Source organism: Austwickia sp. (assembly GCA_016699675.1).
Lineage (GTDB): Bacteria > Actinomycetota > Actinomycetes > Actinomycetales > Dermatophilaceae > Austwickia.
This window is the reverse complement of the sequence record CP064985.1, coordinates 2,605,484-2,622,170: the sequence shown is the minus strand read 5'-3', so window position 1 is coordinate 2,622,170 and position 16,687 is coordinate 2,605,484. Positions and strand designations below refer to the sequence as shown.

Sequence of the window (16,687 nt, the reverse complement as noted above, 5' to 3'; positions counted from 1 at the left end):
GGAGCACAGCCGCCGTCCCGATCGCCTCCATCGTCGGCTTCCTCGTCTGCGTCGAGATCGCCAGCGGCACCATTCAGGGCTACTTCACGCCGTTGTTCACTGACATCGCCCGGCACCTGAACCTGCGCGACGCCGAGGTCAACTGGTTCGAGGCGGCCCAGTTGGCGCTGTCCGCGATCGCCGTACCGGTGCTCTCCAAGCTCGGCGACCTGCACGGCCACCGCCGGATCCTCCTCGCCAGCACCGTCGTCGCGGCCCTCGCCTGCTGGGGGGTGGCGCTCGCGCCGACGCCGGTCGCGTTCGCCGCGGCGTGGGCGCTGGTCGGCGTGTACGTGGTGTGGCTGCCGATGGAGGTCGCGATCGTGCACCGCCGTACGGCGGGTGACGACCGGCGCACCCGACTGGCCTCGTCCGTCCTCGTCGCCGCGCTGGAGACCTCGGTGATCGCCAGCGCCCTGCTCGCGGGCGCGCTCGCCACTCGGCTGTCGATGATCGCCCTGCTCGCGGTGCCCGCCGTCGTCGTCACGCTCTCCATCGCGGCGATCTGGTGGGGCGTCCCCGCCATGCCTCCCGCCGGGACCGGCCGCTTCGACGGCGCCGGCACGGCGTGGCTCACGCTCGGTCTCGGCGCGATCATGGGCGGCCTCATGCTCCTGCGCGTCCTCGGGTCGGCCTCGCCGTGGCCGTGGCTGCTCCTCGCGGTCGGGGCGCTCCTCGGCATCGCCTTCGCCCGCGTCGAGCTGCGGGTGGAGACGCCGCTCGTCGACCTGCGCGTGCTCGGCTCGCGCCGGCAGTGGCCGATCCAGGTCGTGGCGATGCTGTTCGGGGCGTCCGTGCTCGGCGCGCAGATCCCGTTGTCCACGTTCGCCCGCACGGACCCGGCGGTCGCCGGCTACGGGCTCGGCGCGACCGCCTCCGGGGTGTCGCTCATCATCGGGGCGTACGTCGTGTCCCTGCTGCTCGGCGCCCTGTGCGTGCCGCTGCTCACTCGGTGGCTGCCGGCGCGCGGCACGATGGTCGTGGGCTGTGCGCTCGTGGCGGTCGGTTATGCGCTGTTCCTGCCGAGCCACGGGTCACTGGTGGCCGTCCTGGCGAACATGCTCCTCGCCGGGCTGGGATCGGGGATGCTCGTGGCGCTGTTGCCGGCCGTCGCCGCCCAGTACGCGCCGCCGACCCACACCGCCGTCGCCACCGGCATGACGAACGCCATCAAGACGGTGGGTGGCGCATTCGCCTCGTGCGCCTACGCGCTCGCCCTGGGCGGCGCCGGCCTCGAAGGCCCGGCGGCGAACCACGCGCCGCTGTCGGGTTACCTGACCGTGTGGGCGATCTGTGCCGGTACGGCGGGGGTGGCGGGCACCCTCCTGCTCCTGACCCGCCGCCCGCGACCCGGTGCCGACCGGGAGTGAGATGCGCCACCTCGGCCTTGGGGGACGGAGCGCCGTAGGCCTGCGACACACCGATATCCGTGCCCAGGAGGGCTCCGGGCCCCCCGTCACCGTCGCTCTCACCGGGCATGCATGGAAAACCACGCGCGGAATCAGGCCACCCCGGGCGGGGTCGGTGGAACGCTGTGCCCGTGCACCACGCGGAACGGTCCGCGGTGCGCTGGCGGTGAAAAGCCACCACCGACGATCAAGGAGTAGGGACATGGAGATCTGGGACCGCATCGTGGCCAAGTTCGACGAGCTGCGGGACACGCCGATCCTGGCCCGTCTGCAGACCGCCCTGCGCGACGGGGCGACCAAGCTCCAGGACGCGGTCAAGGACGGCCCCGCCAAGATCCAGGGCGCCGTGAAGGAAGGCCCCGCGAAGATCCAGGGCGCGGTCAAGGACAGCCCGGCCAAGATTGAGGGCGCCGTGAAGGAAGGCCCCGCCAAGATCCAGGGCGCGGTCAAGGACAGCCCGGCCAAGCTGCAAGGCGCGTTGAAGGACGGTACGCACAAGGTTCAGGACACCCTGAAGGAGGGCTCCTCGAAGCTTCAGGACCTCGTGGGCTCCCACAAGCCGTAGCGACACGGTGGCCGTCGCCGGCGGAGGCCCGCAGGGTCGTGCCGCCGGCGGCGCCTAACCTGTCCTGATGGACAACACCTCGGGGGACGGGCAGATCGCGCCCGTCGGGATCATCGCCGGCACGGGCTTCTACTCCCTCGCGCAGCTCCTGGACGCCCGCGAGCGCGACATCGACACGCCGTACGGCGTGGCCCGCGTCACCGAGGGCACCTGGCACGGCCTGCCCGTAGCGTTCTTGACCCGGCACGGCGCGGGCCACGCCGTGCCCCCGCACCTGGTCAACTACCGCGCCAACATCGCCGGCCTGAAGGCCGCGGGGGTGCGGGAGATCATCGCCGTCAACGCCGTGGGCAGCATCGACCCGGGGCTCGCGGTCGGCGACCTCGTGCTGATCGACGACTTCCTCGACTTCACGAAGGGCCGCGAGACGACGTTCTTCGACGGCGCCACGCCGGACGGGGTGGTGCACGTCGACGTGACCACCGCCTACCACCCCGACCTGCGGCGCGAACTCCTGCAAGCAGCCGCGGACTGCGGGCAGCCGCTGCGCGACGGCGGCGTCTACGCCGCCTTCGAGGGGCCGCGCTTCGAGTCGCCCGCGGAGGTCCGGATGGCCGGGCTCCTCGGCGGCAGCGTGGCCGGGATGACCGGGGTGCCCGAGGTGACGCTCGCCGTCGAGGCCGGCCTGCGGTACGCCGCCGTGGCGCTCGTCTGCAATCCCTGCGCGGGGTTGACCGACGAGCCGGTGAGCATCGTCGAGGTCGGCCGCGTGCTGGCCGACACGAGCCAGCGCGTCCTGGCCGTCCTGGACCGGTTCCTGCTGCGCCGGGGGGCGGCCGAATGACGGCCGCACCTGTCCTGCTGGCGGGGTGCGCCTGGGTCGTCGTGTGCGACGACGCGGCGACCGTGCTGCGCGACCACGACGTACTCCTTCTCGACGGCGCCATCGCGGCGCTCGCGCCGGCGCCGAGCGACCCGACCGCCCACTCGCCGGTGCGGGAGCGGGCCGTTGCCCTGGGCGCGGCGACCATCGACGCCCGCCGCCGGCTGGTCATGCCGGGCCTGGTCAACCTCCACACGCACACCCCGATGACCCTCCTGCGCGGGCTCGCCGAGGACGTCGACCTGCAGGGCTTCCTGGAGCGGGTCTGGGCCGCCGAGGGGGCGGTGATGGACGCCCCCACCGTCGAGCTCGGCGCACGGCTGGGGGCGCTGGAGGCGCTGCGTGGGGGTACGACGTGCGCGGCCGACATGTACTTCCACCACCGCTCCGCCCACGTCGGCGCCGTCGCGGTGGGCCTGCGCCACGTCGGGGGCCCGACGTTCTTCGACATGCCCGGCCCGGACGGGCTCAGCTGGGACCGGCGCCTGGCGGACCTGGCCCGCTGGCCGGGCGAGCTGGCCGAGATCGGCGGCCCCGAGACCCCCCAGTGCGTGGCCCCGCACAGCACCTACCTCGTCTCCCCCGCCCACCTGCGCGACCTCGCCGACGTGGTCCGCGGCTGGCGGCGGCCGTTGCTGCACACCCACGTCTCGGAGAACCTCGCGGAGAACGCGCAGGTCAAACACCAACAAGGCCGTACGCCGACGCGGGTCCTGAGCGACGCCGGCGTGCTGGACGGGTCGTTCCCGGTGGTCTTCGGCCACGGCGTCCACCTCGACCCGAACGACGTCGCCGTGGCGGTTGCGGCGGGGGCGACGGTCGCGCACTGCCCGGGTTCCAACCTCAAGCTGGCCTCGGGCGCGCTGCCGTGGGCGGCCTACCGCGAGGCCGGCCTGCGGCGCGGGATCGGCACCGACGGCTGCTCGTCTAGCAACGACCTCGACATGTGGGTGGCGATGCGGCTAGCGGCCCTGCTCGCGCGGCTCACGGCGGGACGGCCGGACGCGGCCGCGGCGGCGGAGATCGTCCGCGCAGTCACCCTCGACGGCGCCCGCGGGCTCGGGATGGGGGACCTGATCGGCAGCGTGGAGGCCGGCAAGCGCGCCGACCTCGTCCTCCTCGATCTGGACGCGCCGCACCTGACGCCGGTGCACGACCCACACGCGCTGCTGGTCTACGCGGCCGGACGCGGCGACGTGGTGGACGTCTTCGTCGACGGGGAGCGGGTGGTCGCGGACCGGCGCAGCACCCGGCTGGACGAGGCCGACCTGCTCGCGCGCTGCCGGGAGCGCGGCGCGACGGCCGCGGAGGCGGCCGCCGGTGCGCAGGCCGTCCGGGCGGACGCAGGCGTGCAAGCCGTCCGGGCGGACGGAAGCGCCAGTGCCGCGCCACTGGCCGGCAGCGGCAGCATGGCACCACCAGCTGAGGATGCCGCGCCGTGACGGGCTGGCCCAGCCCGGACACCCCGGCGGAGGAGGTCCGCGCGCGCTACGACCTCTCCCCGCTGCCTGGCGAGGGCGGGCTCTGGGGGCCCGGACCGCGGACCGGCGCGCTGAGCACCATCCGGTTTCTCATCACCGATGGGCCCCGGGGGGCCTCCGCCCTGCACTCCCTCACGGTCACGGAGGGCTGGCAGTGGCTCGCGGGTGCGCCCGCCGAGCTGGTGCAGCTGGCGGCGAACGGCACCGCCCGCAGCACCTGGCTCGACGCCACGGCGAGCCAGCTAGTCGTGCCCCCGGGGACCTGGATGGCCGCCCGGACTGCGGGGGCGTGGACCCTCGTGTCCTGTTGGTGCAGTCCGGCCTTCGACTTCGAGGTGTTCACGCTGGGCAGCCGCGCCGAGCTGCTCGCGACGTACCCGCAGCACGCCGAGCTGATCCGGGCGTTCACCTTCGTGGGCCGCACGTGAGCTTGCCCGCTGTGTCCCGGACGGCGCTGATCACCGGAGCCACCGGCGGGTTGGGCCGCGCGGTGGCTATTGCGCTCGCGGAGGCGGGGCTGGCCGTCGCGCTGCACCATCGCCGTTCGGCGCAGGCGGCGGAGGAGCTCCGGGACGACCTGGCGAAGCGGGGGGCCCGCGCCACGGTCGTGATCGCCGACCTGTCAGCCGCCGACGTCGACGCGGTGTGCGCCCGGCTCCTCGATGACGTGGCCGCCGCGCTCGCCGTACCGGACGTCGTCGTCCTCGCCGCCGGCGCGCAGGAGGTGACGCCGTGGGACGGGCTCGACGCGGCGGCGTGGGACGCGATGTACGCCGGGACGCTGCGCCACACCGCCGTCCTGCTGCACCAGGCGGCCGCACGGATGCGGCCCGAGCGGCAGCCGGCGATCGTCGTGGTGGGCTCCGTCGAGGGGCTGCGGGCCGCGCGGGGCCACGCGCCGTACGCCGTCGCCAAGGCCGCCCTGCACCATCTCGTCGGCGCGGCCGCCGAGGAACTCGGCCCCCGGGGGATCCGGGTCGTCGGCGTCGCCCCCGGCCTGATCGATCGGCCCGGGCTGGCCGAGGAGTGGCCCCATGGGCATCGGCGCTGGTCCCGCGCCGCCGCGCTCGGACGCCCCGTGGCGGCGGCCGAGGTCGCGGCCGCCATCGCCTTCCTCGCGTCGCCGGGCGCCTCCGGCATCACCGGCGTCGTGCTGCCGGTCGACGCCGGCTGGAGCTGCGCGCCCGGCTGGTGAGGATTCACGCGCCGGCCGCCTGCTCTTCACGCGTTGGCGACGCGCTCCTCACCGCCTGCACGCGAGGCGTTCGCCCGGATAGGCCAGAACTGGACGGGTGACCGCACTCCGCCTCGACGACCGGTCGGTCGCCGCGCCGACCCGCCCCGGGCGCCTTCCGCAGCATCGGAAGCCGAGCCTGCCACCCCTGGCCGGCTCGGTGGCGCTGCTCGCCGTCGCGGCCACCGTGCTGGAGGCGGTCACCGACGCCCTGCCGGACGCCCCGGTGTTCGCGCTGTTCACCCCGCTGCGGCTGGCGATCCTGGCCGGCTGGGCCGCGGTGTTCGCCGGGTGGCTCGGGCTGGGCGCAGGCGCCCGCGCCCGGCTGCCGAGATGGCGGCGCGGGCTGTTCAGCTATGCGGGATCGCGCTGCTCGCAGCGGCCGAGGTGACCAGCCTGGTCACGGGGACGGGCTGGGCGCCGTGGCGAGCCCTGCTCACCGGCGTCGGGGTGACGGCGCTGACGGCGCGACTGCTCACGCTCGACGCCGGTGCCCACCGCGGAATCGGCCTGCTGGCCTGGCTGGGCGTCGGCCTGGCCGGGACCGCCGGGGTGACCCAGGCGGCCTCGGGGACGGCGACGGGGTTCTGCCGCGGGTCGTGGTCCGGCGCGCTGGATGTCTGTGCGCCTGGGGCGTTCGTCCGCGTGACGGGCACGTACCCGAACCCCAACCTGCTCGCCGCGGCGCTCCTGCTCCTCCTGCCGCTGGCCGTGGGCTGGGTGGCGAGCACCCAGCGCGACCCCGCCCAGCGGCTCATCGGGTGGACCGTCGTCGCGGTGGGGGTCGTCGCGCTGGCGCTGACCGGGTCCCGGGCCGGCGCCCTGGGCGCGCTCGTCGCGGTGGCGGCCTACCTGGTGCTGCGCCGGCCGTCGCGGGTGCGGGTCAGGATGGGGCTGGCCGGTGGCGTTGCGGCCGTGGCCCTGCTCGGCGCAGGCGGCTGGTGGCTCGCCGGTGGCGACCTGGGGGTGCGCGGCACGATCTGGCGGGCGGCCGTGCGGCTGGTCCTCGACCATCCGCTGGGTGTCGGGCTCGGCCAGGGCGGCGCGGCGTTGCAGGCCACGGCGGGGGTCGGCCCGGCGTATCAACACGCCCACAACCTCTGGCTGAGCTGGTTCGTGGAGACCGGCGTGCCCGGCGGCCTGGCCGTCCTCGCGATCACCGCCGCGCTGGCGATGGGCGTGGTGCGGGCCGCCCGGGACGGGTCCACGTGGGCCACGACGTACGGTTGCTCCCTCGCCGGGTTCGCCACCATGGGTCTGCTGGACCATGCGGCCAATGCCGAGCGGATCGCCCTGCTGCTGTGGGTGGTGGTCGGGGCGACCGCTGCGGTCTGGTCGCACCGTGCCCCTCGCCCCTAGCGTCCGTTCGTCGCCCGAGCTGTGGGGGTGCGATGGGGTGAGCCGCGCGCCCACGATGATCTCCCCCAAGAAAGCCCCAGCGCTGTTGTGCTGACGACAGTGATCGGGACTTCAGGGGGTGTCAACTCTTCTGTGTAAGGGTCTTCGGGCCTGACACGAGAGGACGCAGTACGCGTGAGCATGATGGACGAGATGACGGCATCGACGAACGGCGCGGAGGCGACGGCGGCGATGGCCGAGGAGCTGGTGGCTTCTGGCGCCTTGGACGGGTTGTTCTCCCGGATCGATTCCGGTGAGGTGCAGCTGACCGGTGAGGGCGGGATGCTGCCGGCGATGATCAAGGCTGCGCTCGAGCGTGGCCTGCGGGCCGAGCTGACCGATCACCTGGGATACGACAAGGGCGACCCGGAGGCGAAACACTTCCCGAACTCGCGTAACGGCACGACGCCCAAGACGGTCTCGACCGAGGTCGGCGACGTCGCCCTGGAGGTGCCTCGGGACCGGGCGGGGACGTTCACCCCGATGCTGGTACCCAAGGGTGCGCGGCGCCTCGGCGGCCTCGACGACATGATCATCAGCTTGTATGCGGGTGGGATGACGGTCCGGGAGATCGCCCATCACCTCGCGGCCACGATCGGCACCGAGCTGTCCCACGAGACGATCAGCAACATCGTGGACGAGATCGCCGATGAGGTGATGGCCTGGCAGAACCGGCCGTTGGAGGCGTTCTACCCGGTCATCTACCTCGACGCGATCATCGTCAAGATCCGCGACGGCGCGCACGTGCGCAACAAGGCCGCGCACATCGCCGTGGGCGTGGACATGGACGGGATCAAGCACGTCCTGGGCATCTGGATCGAGAACACCGAGGGCGCGAAGTTCTGGGCCGGGGTCTGCGCCGAGCTCGCCAACCGCGGGGTCCGTGACGTGCTGATCGTGTGCTGCGACGGCCTCAAGGGCTTCCCCGAGGCGATCGAGGCGACCTGGCCGAACTCACTGGTCCAGACCTGCGTGGTCCACCTGATCCGCGCCGCGATGCGGTTCGTCTCCTACGGCGACCGCAAGGCCGTCGCCGCGCCCTGAAGCCGGTCTACACCGCCGCGAACGCCGAGGCCGCCCTGGACGCCCTGGGAGCGTTCGAGGCCAGCGAACTCGGCCGCAGATACCCCCACGCGGTCGCGACCTGGACCGGGGCCTGGGAGCGGTTCACCCCGTTCCTGGCGTTCCCGCCCGAGCTGCGGCGAGTGATCTACACGACGAACTCGATCGAGTCGCTGAACTACCAGCTGCGGAAGGTGACCAAGAACCGTGGTCACTTCCCCTCCGACGACGCCGCCCGCAAGCTGCTGTGGCTGGCGATCTGCAACATCGAGGACCGCCGCGCCCGCGAACGAGCCAAGGAACGCGGCAAGCCCGCGAACGAGCGCAAGGCCTCAGGCCGGCTCGTCGAGGGCCAGGTCACCACGAACTGGAAGCAAGCCCTCGCCCAGCTCGCCGTGGCCTACCCCGAACGCATCAACCCCTACCTGACCTACTGAAAGCCCGACCCGCTTACACAGAGAAGTTGACAGGCCCGGACTTCACGAGGGACGTCATCCCCGAGGCTCGGACTCGAGATGACTCCACCGCCGCCGGCTGCGCACTGCCGCCCCGCTTTGTGCACTGCCCCTTGTCTTTTGTTCCCGGCCGCCCCGCTATGTGCACCGCCGCCCCTTCTCTCCCACTGGCGCCCTTTTTCCCTCACTGGCGCCCCACATGACGGCGGGCGCCAGTAGGAGAAAAGGGGCGGCAGTCGCGGGGTGCGCCCCCAGTGGGGGACATGTACGCCCGGCCCACCGGCGTCCGGCGGACTCCACGGCGGCCAGGCGGCATCGGACGGTGCCGTCGTACGCCGTACCACCTGCGCTGTTGCCGACCGGTAACGACACGGCCAAGCTCCGGGCGGCCGACGAGGCACAGAGGTACGCTGACCGCTAGCTCCGGGCCGACCGGAGGCCGACCGGGCTGCCCACCGGCGGCGTACCGCGGGCCACCCGCCCGCGCGCCGCACGACGGGACAGCCGCAGGTGCGACAAAAGGAGTTGCAGATGAAGTCCACCCGAGCCCTCGCCCTCCTGCCCGTGCTCGCCCTCGGCCTCGCCGGCTGCGGCGGCAGCACCGGACCCGCGGGCAGCAGCGGCAGCACCTCCGGCACCGCCGCCTCCGGGGACTGCAGCTCCGCGGACGTCTTCTGCGTCGGCCTGGTCACCGACATGGGCAAGGTCGACGACAAGTCGTTCAACCAGTCCGCCTGGGAGGGCGTGGAGGCCGCCAAGAAGGCCATCTCCGGGTCGCAGACGAAGTACGTCGAGACGACCGACACCAAGGACTACGCGGCGAACATGAAGAAGTTCACCGACGCGAAGTACGACGCCGTCGTCACCGTCGGCTTCCTCATGGCCGAGGCCACCGCGAAGGCGGCCAAGGACAACCCGAACGTCAAGTTCATCGGCGTCGACCAGGACCACAGCAAGGCCGCGCTGAACAACCTCGTGGGGCTGGTCTTCCCGGAGGACCAGGCGGGGTACGCCGCGGGCTACCTGGCCGGCAAGATGACCAAGGCCAACAAGCTCGGCCAGGTGCTCGGCATGCAGATCCCGCCGGTGGAGAAGTTCGCCAAGGGCTTCGAGGCCGGCGCGAAGAAGGCCAACCCCGCGGTGGCCGTCACGACCGTCTACCACCCCGCCGGCGACACCGCCTTCACCGACCCCACCTGGGGCGCGGCCGAGGCGCAGAAGCAGCTCGACCAGGGCGCGGACCTGATCTTCGGCGCCGGCGGCAAGACCGGCAACGGCGCGCTGGCGCAGGTCGCCAAGGCCTCCGGCGCGGGCGAGAAGATCTTCTGCATCGGCGTCGACACCGACCAGTGGAACACCGTGCCCGAGGCGCAGAAGTGCCTGGTCACCTCGGCCATGAAGCTCATCACGGAAGGCACCAACGACCTGCTCAAGCAGGCCAAGGACGGCACCATCAAGGGCGGCAACTTCACCGGCAAGGCCGGCCTCGCCCCGTTCCACGGCCTGGAGGCCAAGGTGCCCGCCGACGTCAAGACCGAAGTCGACAAGCTCGTCGCCGACCTCAAGGCCGGCACCGTCACCACGGGCGTCAAGCTCGGCTGAGCCGGGCCGCATCCGATGTCGGAGGTCAAGTCCGACGGCCCGGCGCACGCCACTGCTCGGCCCGCCGCCCCCTCGCAGGGCGGCGGGCCGCTGGCCGCCCTGGCCCGGTTCCAGTCCCTCCTCGTGCCCGTCCTGGCATTGGCCGTCGCCTTCGCCGTCGGCGCGATCTTGATCCGGGCGCAGGGGGTCAACCCGACGTACGCCTATCAATCCCTCTTCTCCTCCGCCTGGCTGACCCCGGACGGGATCCTGCGCACCCTGCAGAAGGCGACCCCGCTGATCCTCACCGGCCTGGCGGTCGCGATCCCGCTCAAGGTCGGACTGTTCAACATCGGCGCGCAGGGCCAGCTCATCCTCGGTGGCCTGGCGACGGCGTACGTCGGCTACCGCTACGCGGACCTGCCGGGACCGCTGCTCGTGCTGGTGGCGCTGCTGGTGGGCGTCCTCGCGGGCGGGCTGTGGGCGGCCACCGCCGGCCTGCTCAAGGCCACCCGCAACGTCCACGAAGTCATCAGCACGATCATGCTGAACTCGATCGCTGCGGGGCTCATCGACTACTTCATCTCCGGGCCGATGAAGGAGCCCGGCCAGGTCATCCCCCGCACCCCGGAGATCGCGGAGGGGGCCATGCTGCCGAACCTGGGGATCGTCCCGATCGGCTTCCCGCTGGCGGTCCTGTTCGCGGTGGCCGTCGCGTGGATGCTGTCCCGCACCACGCTGGGCTTCCGTTTCCGGACCGTGGGCGAGAACCCCAACGCCGCGACGTACGCCGGCATGAACCTCGGCCGCACCACCGTCCTCGGCATGGTCCTGGCCGGTGGCTTCGCCGGCCTCGGCGGCGTCATCGAGACCCTCGGCGTCACGCACCGCTACGAGAGCGGGTTCAACGCCGGCCTCGGCTTCGACGGCATCACCATCGCCCTGCTCGCGCGGGGCAACCCCCTCGGCACGATCCCCGCCGCGCTGCTGGTGGGGACCCTGCGCGCGGGCGCCTCCAACCTGCAGTTCGACACCGGGATCCAGCCCGAGGTCGTCGACATGCTGCTGGCGATCACGCTGCTGCTGGTGTCCATCCCGATCCTGGCCAAGCTGCTGTTCCGGCACCGCGCGGAGGCCCCGGTGAGCACCCCGGTGTCCGCGCCCGAGACGGGAGGCCTGGCGTGAACGATCTCCTGGACGCGGTCCGCAAGAACCGCATGATGCTCCTGATCCTCGCGGCGGTCCTGGTGATCGGCTTCGCCTGGTACGCCGTGGACGGCACCAAGGCCACCTCTATCCTGCGGTTCGCCTGGAGCTTCTCGATCCCGCTGGTGCTCGGCGCCCTGACCGGCATCGTCGGGGAGCGCTCGGGCATCGTCAACATCGGCATCGAGGGGCAGATCCTGGCCTCGGCGTTCGCGGGCTTCTTCACCGCCGCCGCCACCGGGTCGGTCTGGATCGGGCTGCTCGCCGGGGTCCTCACCGGGCTGGCGATGGGGGCCTTCCTCGGTTGGGTGGCCGTGAAGTTCCAGATGGACCAGATCATCGCCGGCGTGGTGCTCAACATCGTCGCGACCGGCATCACCTCGTTCTATTACGTGCAGGGCAAGGCCCTGCCGGTGGCGATGCCGACCTTCGAGATTCCGCTGCTGAGCAAGATCCCGCTGATCGGCCCGGTGTTCTTCCGCGGCGGCGTGATCGCCTTGTTCACCCTGCTGGCCGTGGCCGGGCTGTCGTACGCCCTGTTCCGGACCCGCTGGGGGCTGCGCACCCGCGCGATCGGCGAGTACCCGACCGCCGCCGACACCGCCGGCATCAACGTCAACCGGATGCGGCTGATCAACACCACCTTCGCGGGGCTGCTCGCGGGCGCCGCGGGGGTCTACCTGTCGATGGAGCAGACCAGCACCTTCGAGCGCGGGATGAGCGCCGGCAAGGGCTTCCTCGCCCTCGCGATCATGATCTTCGGCGCCTGGTTCCCTGGCCGGGCCCTCGCGGCGGCGCTGTTCTTCGGGCTCACCTCCGGGATCGCGTCCCAGCTGCAGGCCGACCGGGTGGTCGACATCCCGCAGCAGTTCGTCAACCTGCTCCCCTACGTGCTCACACTCGTGGTCCTCGCGGTCGCGGCGGGCCGGGTCCGGGCGCCGGCGGCGGAGGGTACGCCGTTCGTGAAGGGAGAAGGCTCATGACCGGATCGTCCGCGGCACCCGACGTACCGGCGGGATCGCCGCGCTCCACGGCAGCCGCGCCCGGCACTCCCGACTCGCCCGACTCGCCCGACTCGCCCGGCGCTCCCGCTCGCGAGCGCCTCCTGGAGATCACCGGCCTGACGAAGGTGTACGGCTCGGTCCGGGCCAACGACGACATCTCCATGCACGTGGACCGCGGCGAGATCGTCGCGCTCCTCGGCGAGAACGGCGCCGGCAAGTCGACGCTGGTCAAGCAGATCTTCGGGCTCGTCACGCCCGACTCCGGGACGATCGTCGTGGGCGGCGACCAGGCCCGGATCAAGGACCCCACCGACGCGATCCGGCGCGGCATCGGGATGGTGCACCAGCACTTCCAGCTCGTGCCCGTCATGACCGTGGCGGAGAACGTCATCCTCGGGCACGAGCCCATCCAGGGCGGATCGCTGGACATGGCCGCCGCGCGGCGGCTGGTCCGGGACATCTCCAGCCGGCACGGCCTGGACGTGGACCCGGACGCTGTCATCGAGGACCTGCCGGTGGGCACCCAGCAGCGCGTGGAGATCGTCAAGGCGCTCTCCCGCGAGGTCAAGCTGCTGATCCTGGACGAGCCGACGGCGGTCCTCACCCCGCAGGAGACCGACGAGCTGCTCGCCGTGATGCGGGAACTGGCCGATCGGGGCACCTCGATCGTGTTCATCACGCACAAGCTGCGCGAGGTCCTGGCCGTCGCCGACCGCGTGTACGTGCTCCGCCGCGGCGCCGTCGTCGGCGAGGTCCGGGCGGCCGACGTCGACGCGGCCGGCCTGGCCCAGCTCATGGTCGGGCGCAGCGTCGTGCTGCGCGTCGACAAGGCCGAGCCGAAGCTCGGTGAGGAGGTGCTGACCGTCCGCGACCTGCACGTCCGGGACGACCGCAAGCTGCCCGCCGTGGACGGGTTCAGCCTCACCGTGCGCGAGGGGGAGATTGTCGGCGTCGCCGGCGTCGAGGGCAACGGCCAGCGCGAACTCGTCGAGGCCATCGCCGGGATGCGGCGGGCCGAGTCGGGCTCGCTGACCCTGCTGGGCCGGGACATCACGAAGGCCGATCCGCGCGACACGCACCGGGCCGGGATGGGCCACATCCCCGAGAACCGGGAGAAGCACGGCCTGGTGGCGACCTACTCGATCGCGGACAACCTGGTGCTCAACCGGTACGACGAAGGCGAGTTCGCCAATGGCTTCGTGCGGGACCGGGGGGCGATCAGGGAGAACGCGGAGCGATGGATCGGCGAGTTCGACATCCGTACGCCGTCCGGGGATCTGCCCGCCGCCAGCCTGTCCGGCGGCAACAAGCAGAAGGTCGTGGTGGCGCGCGAGATGAGCACCCGGCCGAGGCTGCTGCTGGCGGCGCAGCCGACCCGCGGCGTCGACGTGGGCTCGATCGAGTTCATCCACCGGCGCATCGTCGAGGCCCGCGACGCGGGCGCGGCCGTGCTGCTCGTGTCCGCCGAGCTCGACGAGATCCTGTCGCTCTCGGACCGCATCGCAGTGATCCACGCCGGCAAGGTCGTCGCGGAGATGGACCCCGAGACGGCGGACCGCACCGAGATCGGCCGGCTGATGGCCGGCGGCGACCACTAACGACGTGCGTCACGCGCTCGGGTCGCCAGCCAGCACCCGACGTACCGCGGTCAGCTCCCGAGCCGCCACATCCCCCTCCGCCGCGAACGCCACCACGAGCACGTCCCCCGTCGCGGCCGGCTCGATGTGCGCGCGCTCGCCGAGGCCGGCGAGCACGTCGGCCAGCCGCTCGGGGTCGGCGACGGTGTCGTCGAGGTGGGTGCGGAGGAGCAGCGGTACGGCCGGAGCGGACACCCCCGCCACCACATCGGCATAGGGCCCCGCGAGAGCGCGGGAGACCACCAGGTGGCGGACGCCCGCCGCCCGGCCGGCCGCAGCGATCTCCTCGTCCGGTGGAACCGCGCAGGCCGCCTCCTCGGCCCACAGGGTGATGTCTTCGCCGATCCAGGCGGGCTGCGGTTGGACGACGATCTGCCCCTGCATCCGGTCGCCCTGGATGCTGGCCGTGAACGCCTCCGGCGAGGCCGCGGCCGCGCGCTCGGTGAGGAGGTCTGGGTCCCACTCCCGCTCGGCCGGCTCGAGGCCCCCAAGGGCCATGGGTGCGGGCAGGCCGACCGCAGCGGCGAGCGCCGTCGCGGCGGTGCCGATGCGCACGTCGGCGTCGTACGGGTGCCGCAGCTGCCCCTCCACGCAGACGGTCCAGACCTCTGGCGACGCCGGGATTGGCTCCGTTCCCGTGGCCACGAACTGCGCACCGTCCCAGTCGAGGGGGACCGCGGTGTTGCCATCCATGAAGGCGTCCTGGTCGTCGGCCACGACCCAGCGGCCGCCGACGCCGACGACGAAGTCCAGCGCAGCCCGGGTGAGGCGGGTACCCGTGGGCGTGAGCAACACCGGGGCCAGGCCGGCCCGCTGCGCCCACGACAGGGCCTCGATGAGCCACCCCGTGAGCTGCACCGTCGCGCGCGAGGAGAGCAGGATCGCGGTGGGCTCCCCCACGATGTCGCAGGGGCAGTCGGGCGGGCCGTCGGCGGGGGCCGACTCGCCAGGGGTCGCCGCGTGGGGAGAGCGCGGCGCCGCCGAGAGGCGGTCCGCGCGGCCCCCCGTCCCGGTGGCCAGCGCCTGCGCGACGGCAGCCACGAGGGCGGCGCCAGTGGGACCGGTACGCCGGGGGCGGCCGGCCACCGCCCCCGTGGCCTCCGTCCAGTGGTCCAGGTCGGCACGCTCCGCGTCGGGGAGGCCGAGCCGGACCGCGTCGTACGGCGCCTGAGCGAGCCGGCGCGGCAGCCCGATCCACACCAGCGGCGCCTCGTCGTCGTCGACGACCACGACGTTGCGCTGGGCTGCGTCGGCGCGGACGAGCAATTGGCCGTCGACCTCGGCGAGGGCGCCGACGATGTCGGAGAAGTCCACGAGCCTCGGCCCCCGGACGAGCCAATCCTCCGCCATCGTGCCCCTCCCGCGATGCCCTCCCGTCGGCGCCGCGCGACGCCGAGTCTTTCGCGAGGATACGTGCGGCGAGTCGCGAGCCACTCTCGCCGCCCCGGGCGCGCGGCGAATCCTGCTGCGCCCGTGGGGTATCCGCGAGCGCCGCGAAACAGCTCGTCGGAGCGGTTGCGCCGCAGGTCAGAGCCGTGATTGCCTACGGACACACGTCGGGGGACGATGTGCCGCTCCGTGCGCGATCGGCGCCCCCTCCGCCGCGGCAGCCGCGCCGCAGGATCGACCGAGATGGGGGAACGGCATGAAGTTCGACATGGGTCAGGACATCCTGGCCACCCTGCAGCAGGGCACCTCGGGGTCCCACGAGGACCTGGGCGCCCTGGTGAAGTCGTTGGTGGCCTCCGCCGAGCCCCTGGAGGGCAGGTTCAACGGCGCCGGCCGCGCCGCGTTCGATGCGTTCAAGGTCCGCACCGATCAGGTCAGCGCAGACCTCAACGACTCCCTGGCGGCGATCCTCACCGGGCAGGGCGGCATGGACACCGCATTCAAGACAGGGGACGCCGAGGCGGCCGACAACGCCACCTCCGCTCAGGCCCAGGCCAACTTCGACGCCGCCAACTTCCGCTCGCGCCGCTGACGCCGCCGCATCCACCCCTACCGCCGCGCGAGAGGACCCTCCGAATCATGGCCAGCACCGACCGCATCTCCTTCGACACCGGCGTCTCCGGCACCGTGCAGGGCGACATCGCCGGCATCGTCGCCCGACTCGAGACTCTCATCGCCGAACGCGACCGGCAGGTCGCCGCCGCGATGGCCGACTTCCAGGCCGACGGGGTCTCGGAGCAATACCAGTCCGTCGAGCTGCGCTGGAAGAACGCGAGCCACGAGGTGCGCACCATCATCGACCTCGTCAAGTCCACCCTGACCCGCAATGACGAGACGGCCACCGCCGCCCAGGGCCGCGCCCGCGGCGCGGTCGAGGCGATCGGCTGACGGGTGCGATAGACATGGCGCTGACCTGGGACATTGAGTACCCGGCCGCGATGGGCGTCGTAAAGAAGGCCCTGACGGCCGCGGACGGATACGAGAAGGTCGACGTTCCGGCGCTGACGGCCGCCCTGGGTGGCTGCGAGGCCGCACTCACCCACAGCCCGAAGGTCGTCCAGGCGCTGGGCGGCTACCTCGAAAGGGACGCCACGCCCCAGCTCAAGGGCGTCTTCGGGCATACCAACTCGGCGATCCAGGGGACGGCGACGGCCATCAACGCCTACTCCCACGGTCAGGTCGAGATGGCGCAGACGGCGCAGCGGAACGCGACGCTGGCGAACTACCCCGACGACCTGCCTGGCCGGGCGGGCCCTGGCGGCGCGACCAGGTAGGAGACGCAGA

Annotated in this window: 16 protein-coding genes and 1 pseudogene; 16 read left to right on the top strand and 1 reads right to left on the bottom strand. The window is 72.7% G+C overall.

The genetic code is table 11. The features are described 5' to 3' along the window. Positions 1-20 precede the first annotated feature (20 nt). The 13 genes and pseudogenes from IPK37_12050 to IPK37_11990 all read left to right on the top strand — a co-directional run bounded on the left by IPK37_12050 (position 21) and on the right by IPK37_11990 (position 13,915). On the top strand, positions 21-1,409 hold the full coding sequence (locus IPK37_12050) for an MFS transporter (GenBank protein ID QQS02843.1): 1,389 nt from the start codon (positions 21-23) through the stop codon (positions 1,407-1,409). A 241-nt stretch (positions 1,410-1,650) separates the two neighbouring features. Continuing rightward, entirely contained in the window at positions 1,651-2,013 is a 363-nt protein-coding gene (locus IPK37_12045; GenBank protein QQR99723.1) for a hypothetical protein, read from the top strand. A gap of 67 nt (positions 2,014-2,080) precedes the next feature. After that, positions 2,081-2,857 (top strand): S-methyl-5'-thioinosine phosphorylase, encoded by a 777-nt coding sequence (locus IPK37_12040; GenBank protein ID QQR99722.1) that lies wholly within the window; start codon positions 2,081-2,083, stop codon positions 2,855-2,857. Continuing rightward, positions 2,854-4,338 carry an amidohydrolase family protein gene (locus IPK37_12035; protein ID QQR99721.1) on the top strand — a complete coding sequence of 495 codons (1,485 nt, stop codon included), beginning with the start codon at positions 2,854-2,856 and terminating at the stop codon, positions 4,336-4,338. Before IPK37_12040 ends, IPK37_12035 begins: the two co-directional genes overlap by 4 nt. Then, positions 4,335-4,805 (top strand): cupin domain-containing protein, encoded by a 471-nt coding sequence (locus tag IPK37_12030; GenBank protein QQR99720.1) that lies wholly within the window; start codon positions 4,335-4,337, stop codon positions 4,803-4,805. The genes IPK37_12035 and IPK37_12030 overlap by 4 nt, the downstream gene beginning before the upstream one ends. Further along, entirely contained in the window at positions 4,802-5,572 is a 771-nt protein-coding gene (locus IPK37_12025) for an SDR family oxidoreductase (protein QQR99719.1), read from the top strand. Before IPK37_12030 ends, IPK37_12025 begins: the two co-directional genes overlap by 4 nt. Positions 5,573-5,669: 97 nt before the next feature. Next, a complete protein-coding gene (locus IPK37_12020) occupies positions 5,670-6,002 on the top strand; it encodes a hypothetical protein (protein ID QQR99718.1) in 333 nt (110 codons plus the stop codon). Further along, a complete protein-coding gene (locus IPK37_12015; protein ID QQR99717.1) occupies positions 5,999-6,970 on the top strand; it encodes an O-antigen ligase family protein in 972 nt (323 codons plus the stop codon). Before IPK37_12020 ends, IPK37_12015 begins: the two co-directional genes overlap by 4 nt. A gap of 192 nt (positions 6,971-7,162) precedes the next feature. Then, positions 7,163-8,508: pseudogene (locus IPK37_12010) on the top strand (IS256 family transposase). Positions 8,509-9,057: 549 nt separating this feature from the next. Beyond that, positions 9,058-10,128 (top strand): BMP family ABC transporter substrate-binding protein, encoded by a 1,071-nt coding sequence (locus tag IPK37_12005; GenBank protein ID QQR99716.1) that lies wholly within the window; start codon positions 9,058-9,060, stop codon positions 10,126-10,128. A gap of 15 nt (positions 10,129-10,143) precedes the next feature. After that, positions 10,144-11,292, top strand: a complete 1,149-nt coding sequence (locus tag IPK37_12000; GenBank protein QQR99715.1) for an ABC transporter permease — start codon at positions 10,144-10,146, stop codon at positions 11,290-11,292. A gap of 32 nt (positions 11,293-11,324) precedes the next feature. Beyond that, a complete protein-coding gene (locus IPK37_11995; protein QQS02842.1) occupies positions 11,325-12,296 on the top strand; it encodes an ABC transporter permease in 972 nt (323 codons plus the stop codon). Then, the gene (locus tag IPK37_11990; protein ID QQR99714.1) at positions 12,293-13,915 is read left to right on the top strand and encodes an ABC transporter ATP-binding protein; all 1,623 of its coding nucleotides are present in this window, start codon (positions 12,293-12,295) and stop codon (positions 13,913-13,915) included. The genes IPK37_11995 and IPK37_11990 overlap by 4 nt, the downstream gene beginning before the upstream one ends. Before the next feature lie 9 nt (positions 13,916-13,924). Here the strand turns inward: IPK37_11990 and IPK37_11985 are convergent, their stop codons facing one another. Beyond that, the gene (locus tag IPK37_11985) at positions 13,925-15,304 is read right to left on the bottom strand and encodes a hypothetical protein (GenBank protein QQR99713.1); all 1,380 of its coding nucleotides are present in this window, start codon (positions 15,302-15,304) and stop codon (positions 13,925-13,927) included. A gap of 295 nt (positions 15,305-15,599) precedes the next feature. Here IPK37_11985 and IPK37_11980 point away from each other — a divergent pair, with 295 nt between their 5' ends. The 3 genes from IPK37_11980 to IPK37_11970 are packed head-to-tail and all read left to right on the top strand — an operon-like array spanning position 15,600 to position 16,677. After that, on the top strand, positions 15,600-15,935 hold the full coding sequence (locus tag IPK37_11980; protein ID QQR99712.1) for a hypothetical protein: 336 nt from the start codon (positions 15,600-15,602) through the stop codon (positions 15,933-15,935). Between the two features lie 47 nt (positions 15,936-15,982). Next, positions 15,983-16,291: a pore-forming ESAT-6 family protein gene (locus IPK37_11975; GenBank protein QQR99711.1), complete on the top strand. Its 309-nt coding sequence runs from the start codon at positions 15,983-15,985 to the stop codon at positions 16,289-16,291. 14 nt (positions 16,292-16,305) lie between these two features. After that, positions 16,306-16,677 carry a hypothetical protein gene (locus IPK37_11970; protein ID QQR99710.1) on the top strand — a complete coding sequence of 124 codons (372 nt, stop codon included), beginning with the start codon at positions 16,306-16,308 and terminating at the stop codon, positions 16,675-16,677. Positions 16,678-16,687 lie beyond the last annotated feature (10 nt).

Bases quoted from the DNA above. Each gene is read 5' to 3' on its own strand.
- IPK37_12045 (QQR99723.1), top strand. From the start codon at position 1,651: ATGGAGATCTGGGACCGCATCGTGGCCAAGTTCGACGAGCTGCGGGAC.
- IPK37_12040 (QQR99722.1), top strand. From the start codon at position 2,081: ATGGACAACACCTCGGGGGACGGGCAGATCGCGCCCGTCGGGATCATC.
- IPK37_12035 (QQR99721.1), top strand. From the start codon at position 2,854: ATGACGGCCGCACCTGTCCTGCTGGCGGGGTGCGCCTGGGTCGTCGTG.
- IPK37_12005 (QQR99716.1), top strand. From the start codon at position 9,058: ATGAAGTCCACCCGAGCCCTCGCCCTCCTGCCCGTGCTCGCCCTCGGC.
- IPK37_12000 (QQR99715.1), top strand. From the start codon at position 10,144: ATGTCGGAGGTCAAGTCCGACGGCCCGGCGCACGCCACTGCTCGGCCC.
- IPK37_11995 (QQS02842.1), top strand. From the start codon at position 11,325: ATGATGCTCCTGATCCTCGCGGCGGTCCTGGTGATCGGCTTCGCCTGG.
- IPK37_11990 (QQR99714.1), top strand. From the start codon at position 12,293: ATGACCGGATCGTCCGCGGCACCCGACGTACCGGCGGGATCGCCGCGC.
- IPK37_11985 (QQR99713.1), bottom strand. From the start codon at position 15,304: ATGGCGGAGGATTGGCTCGTCCGGGGGCCGAGGCTCGTGGACTTCTCC.
- IPK37_11980 (QQR99712.1), top strand. From the start codon at position 15,600: ATGAAGTTCGACATGGGTCAGGACATCCTGGCCACCCTGCAGCAGGGC.
- IPK37_11975 (QQR99711.1), top strand. From the start codon at position 15,983: ATGGCCAGCACCGACCGCATCTCCTTCGACACCGGCGTCTCCGGCACC.
- IPK37_11970 (QQR99710.1), top strand. From the start codon at position 16,306: ATGGCGCTGACCTGGGACATTGAGTACCCGGCCGCGATGGGCGTCGTA.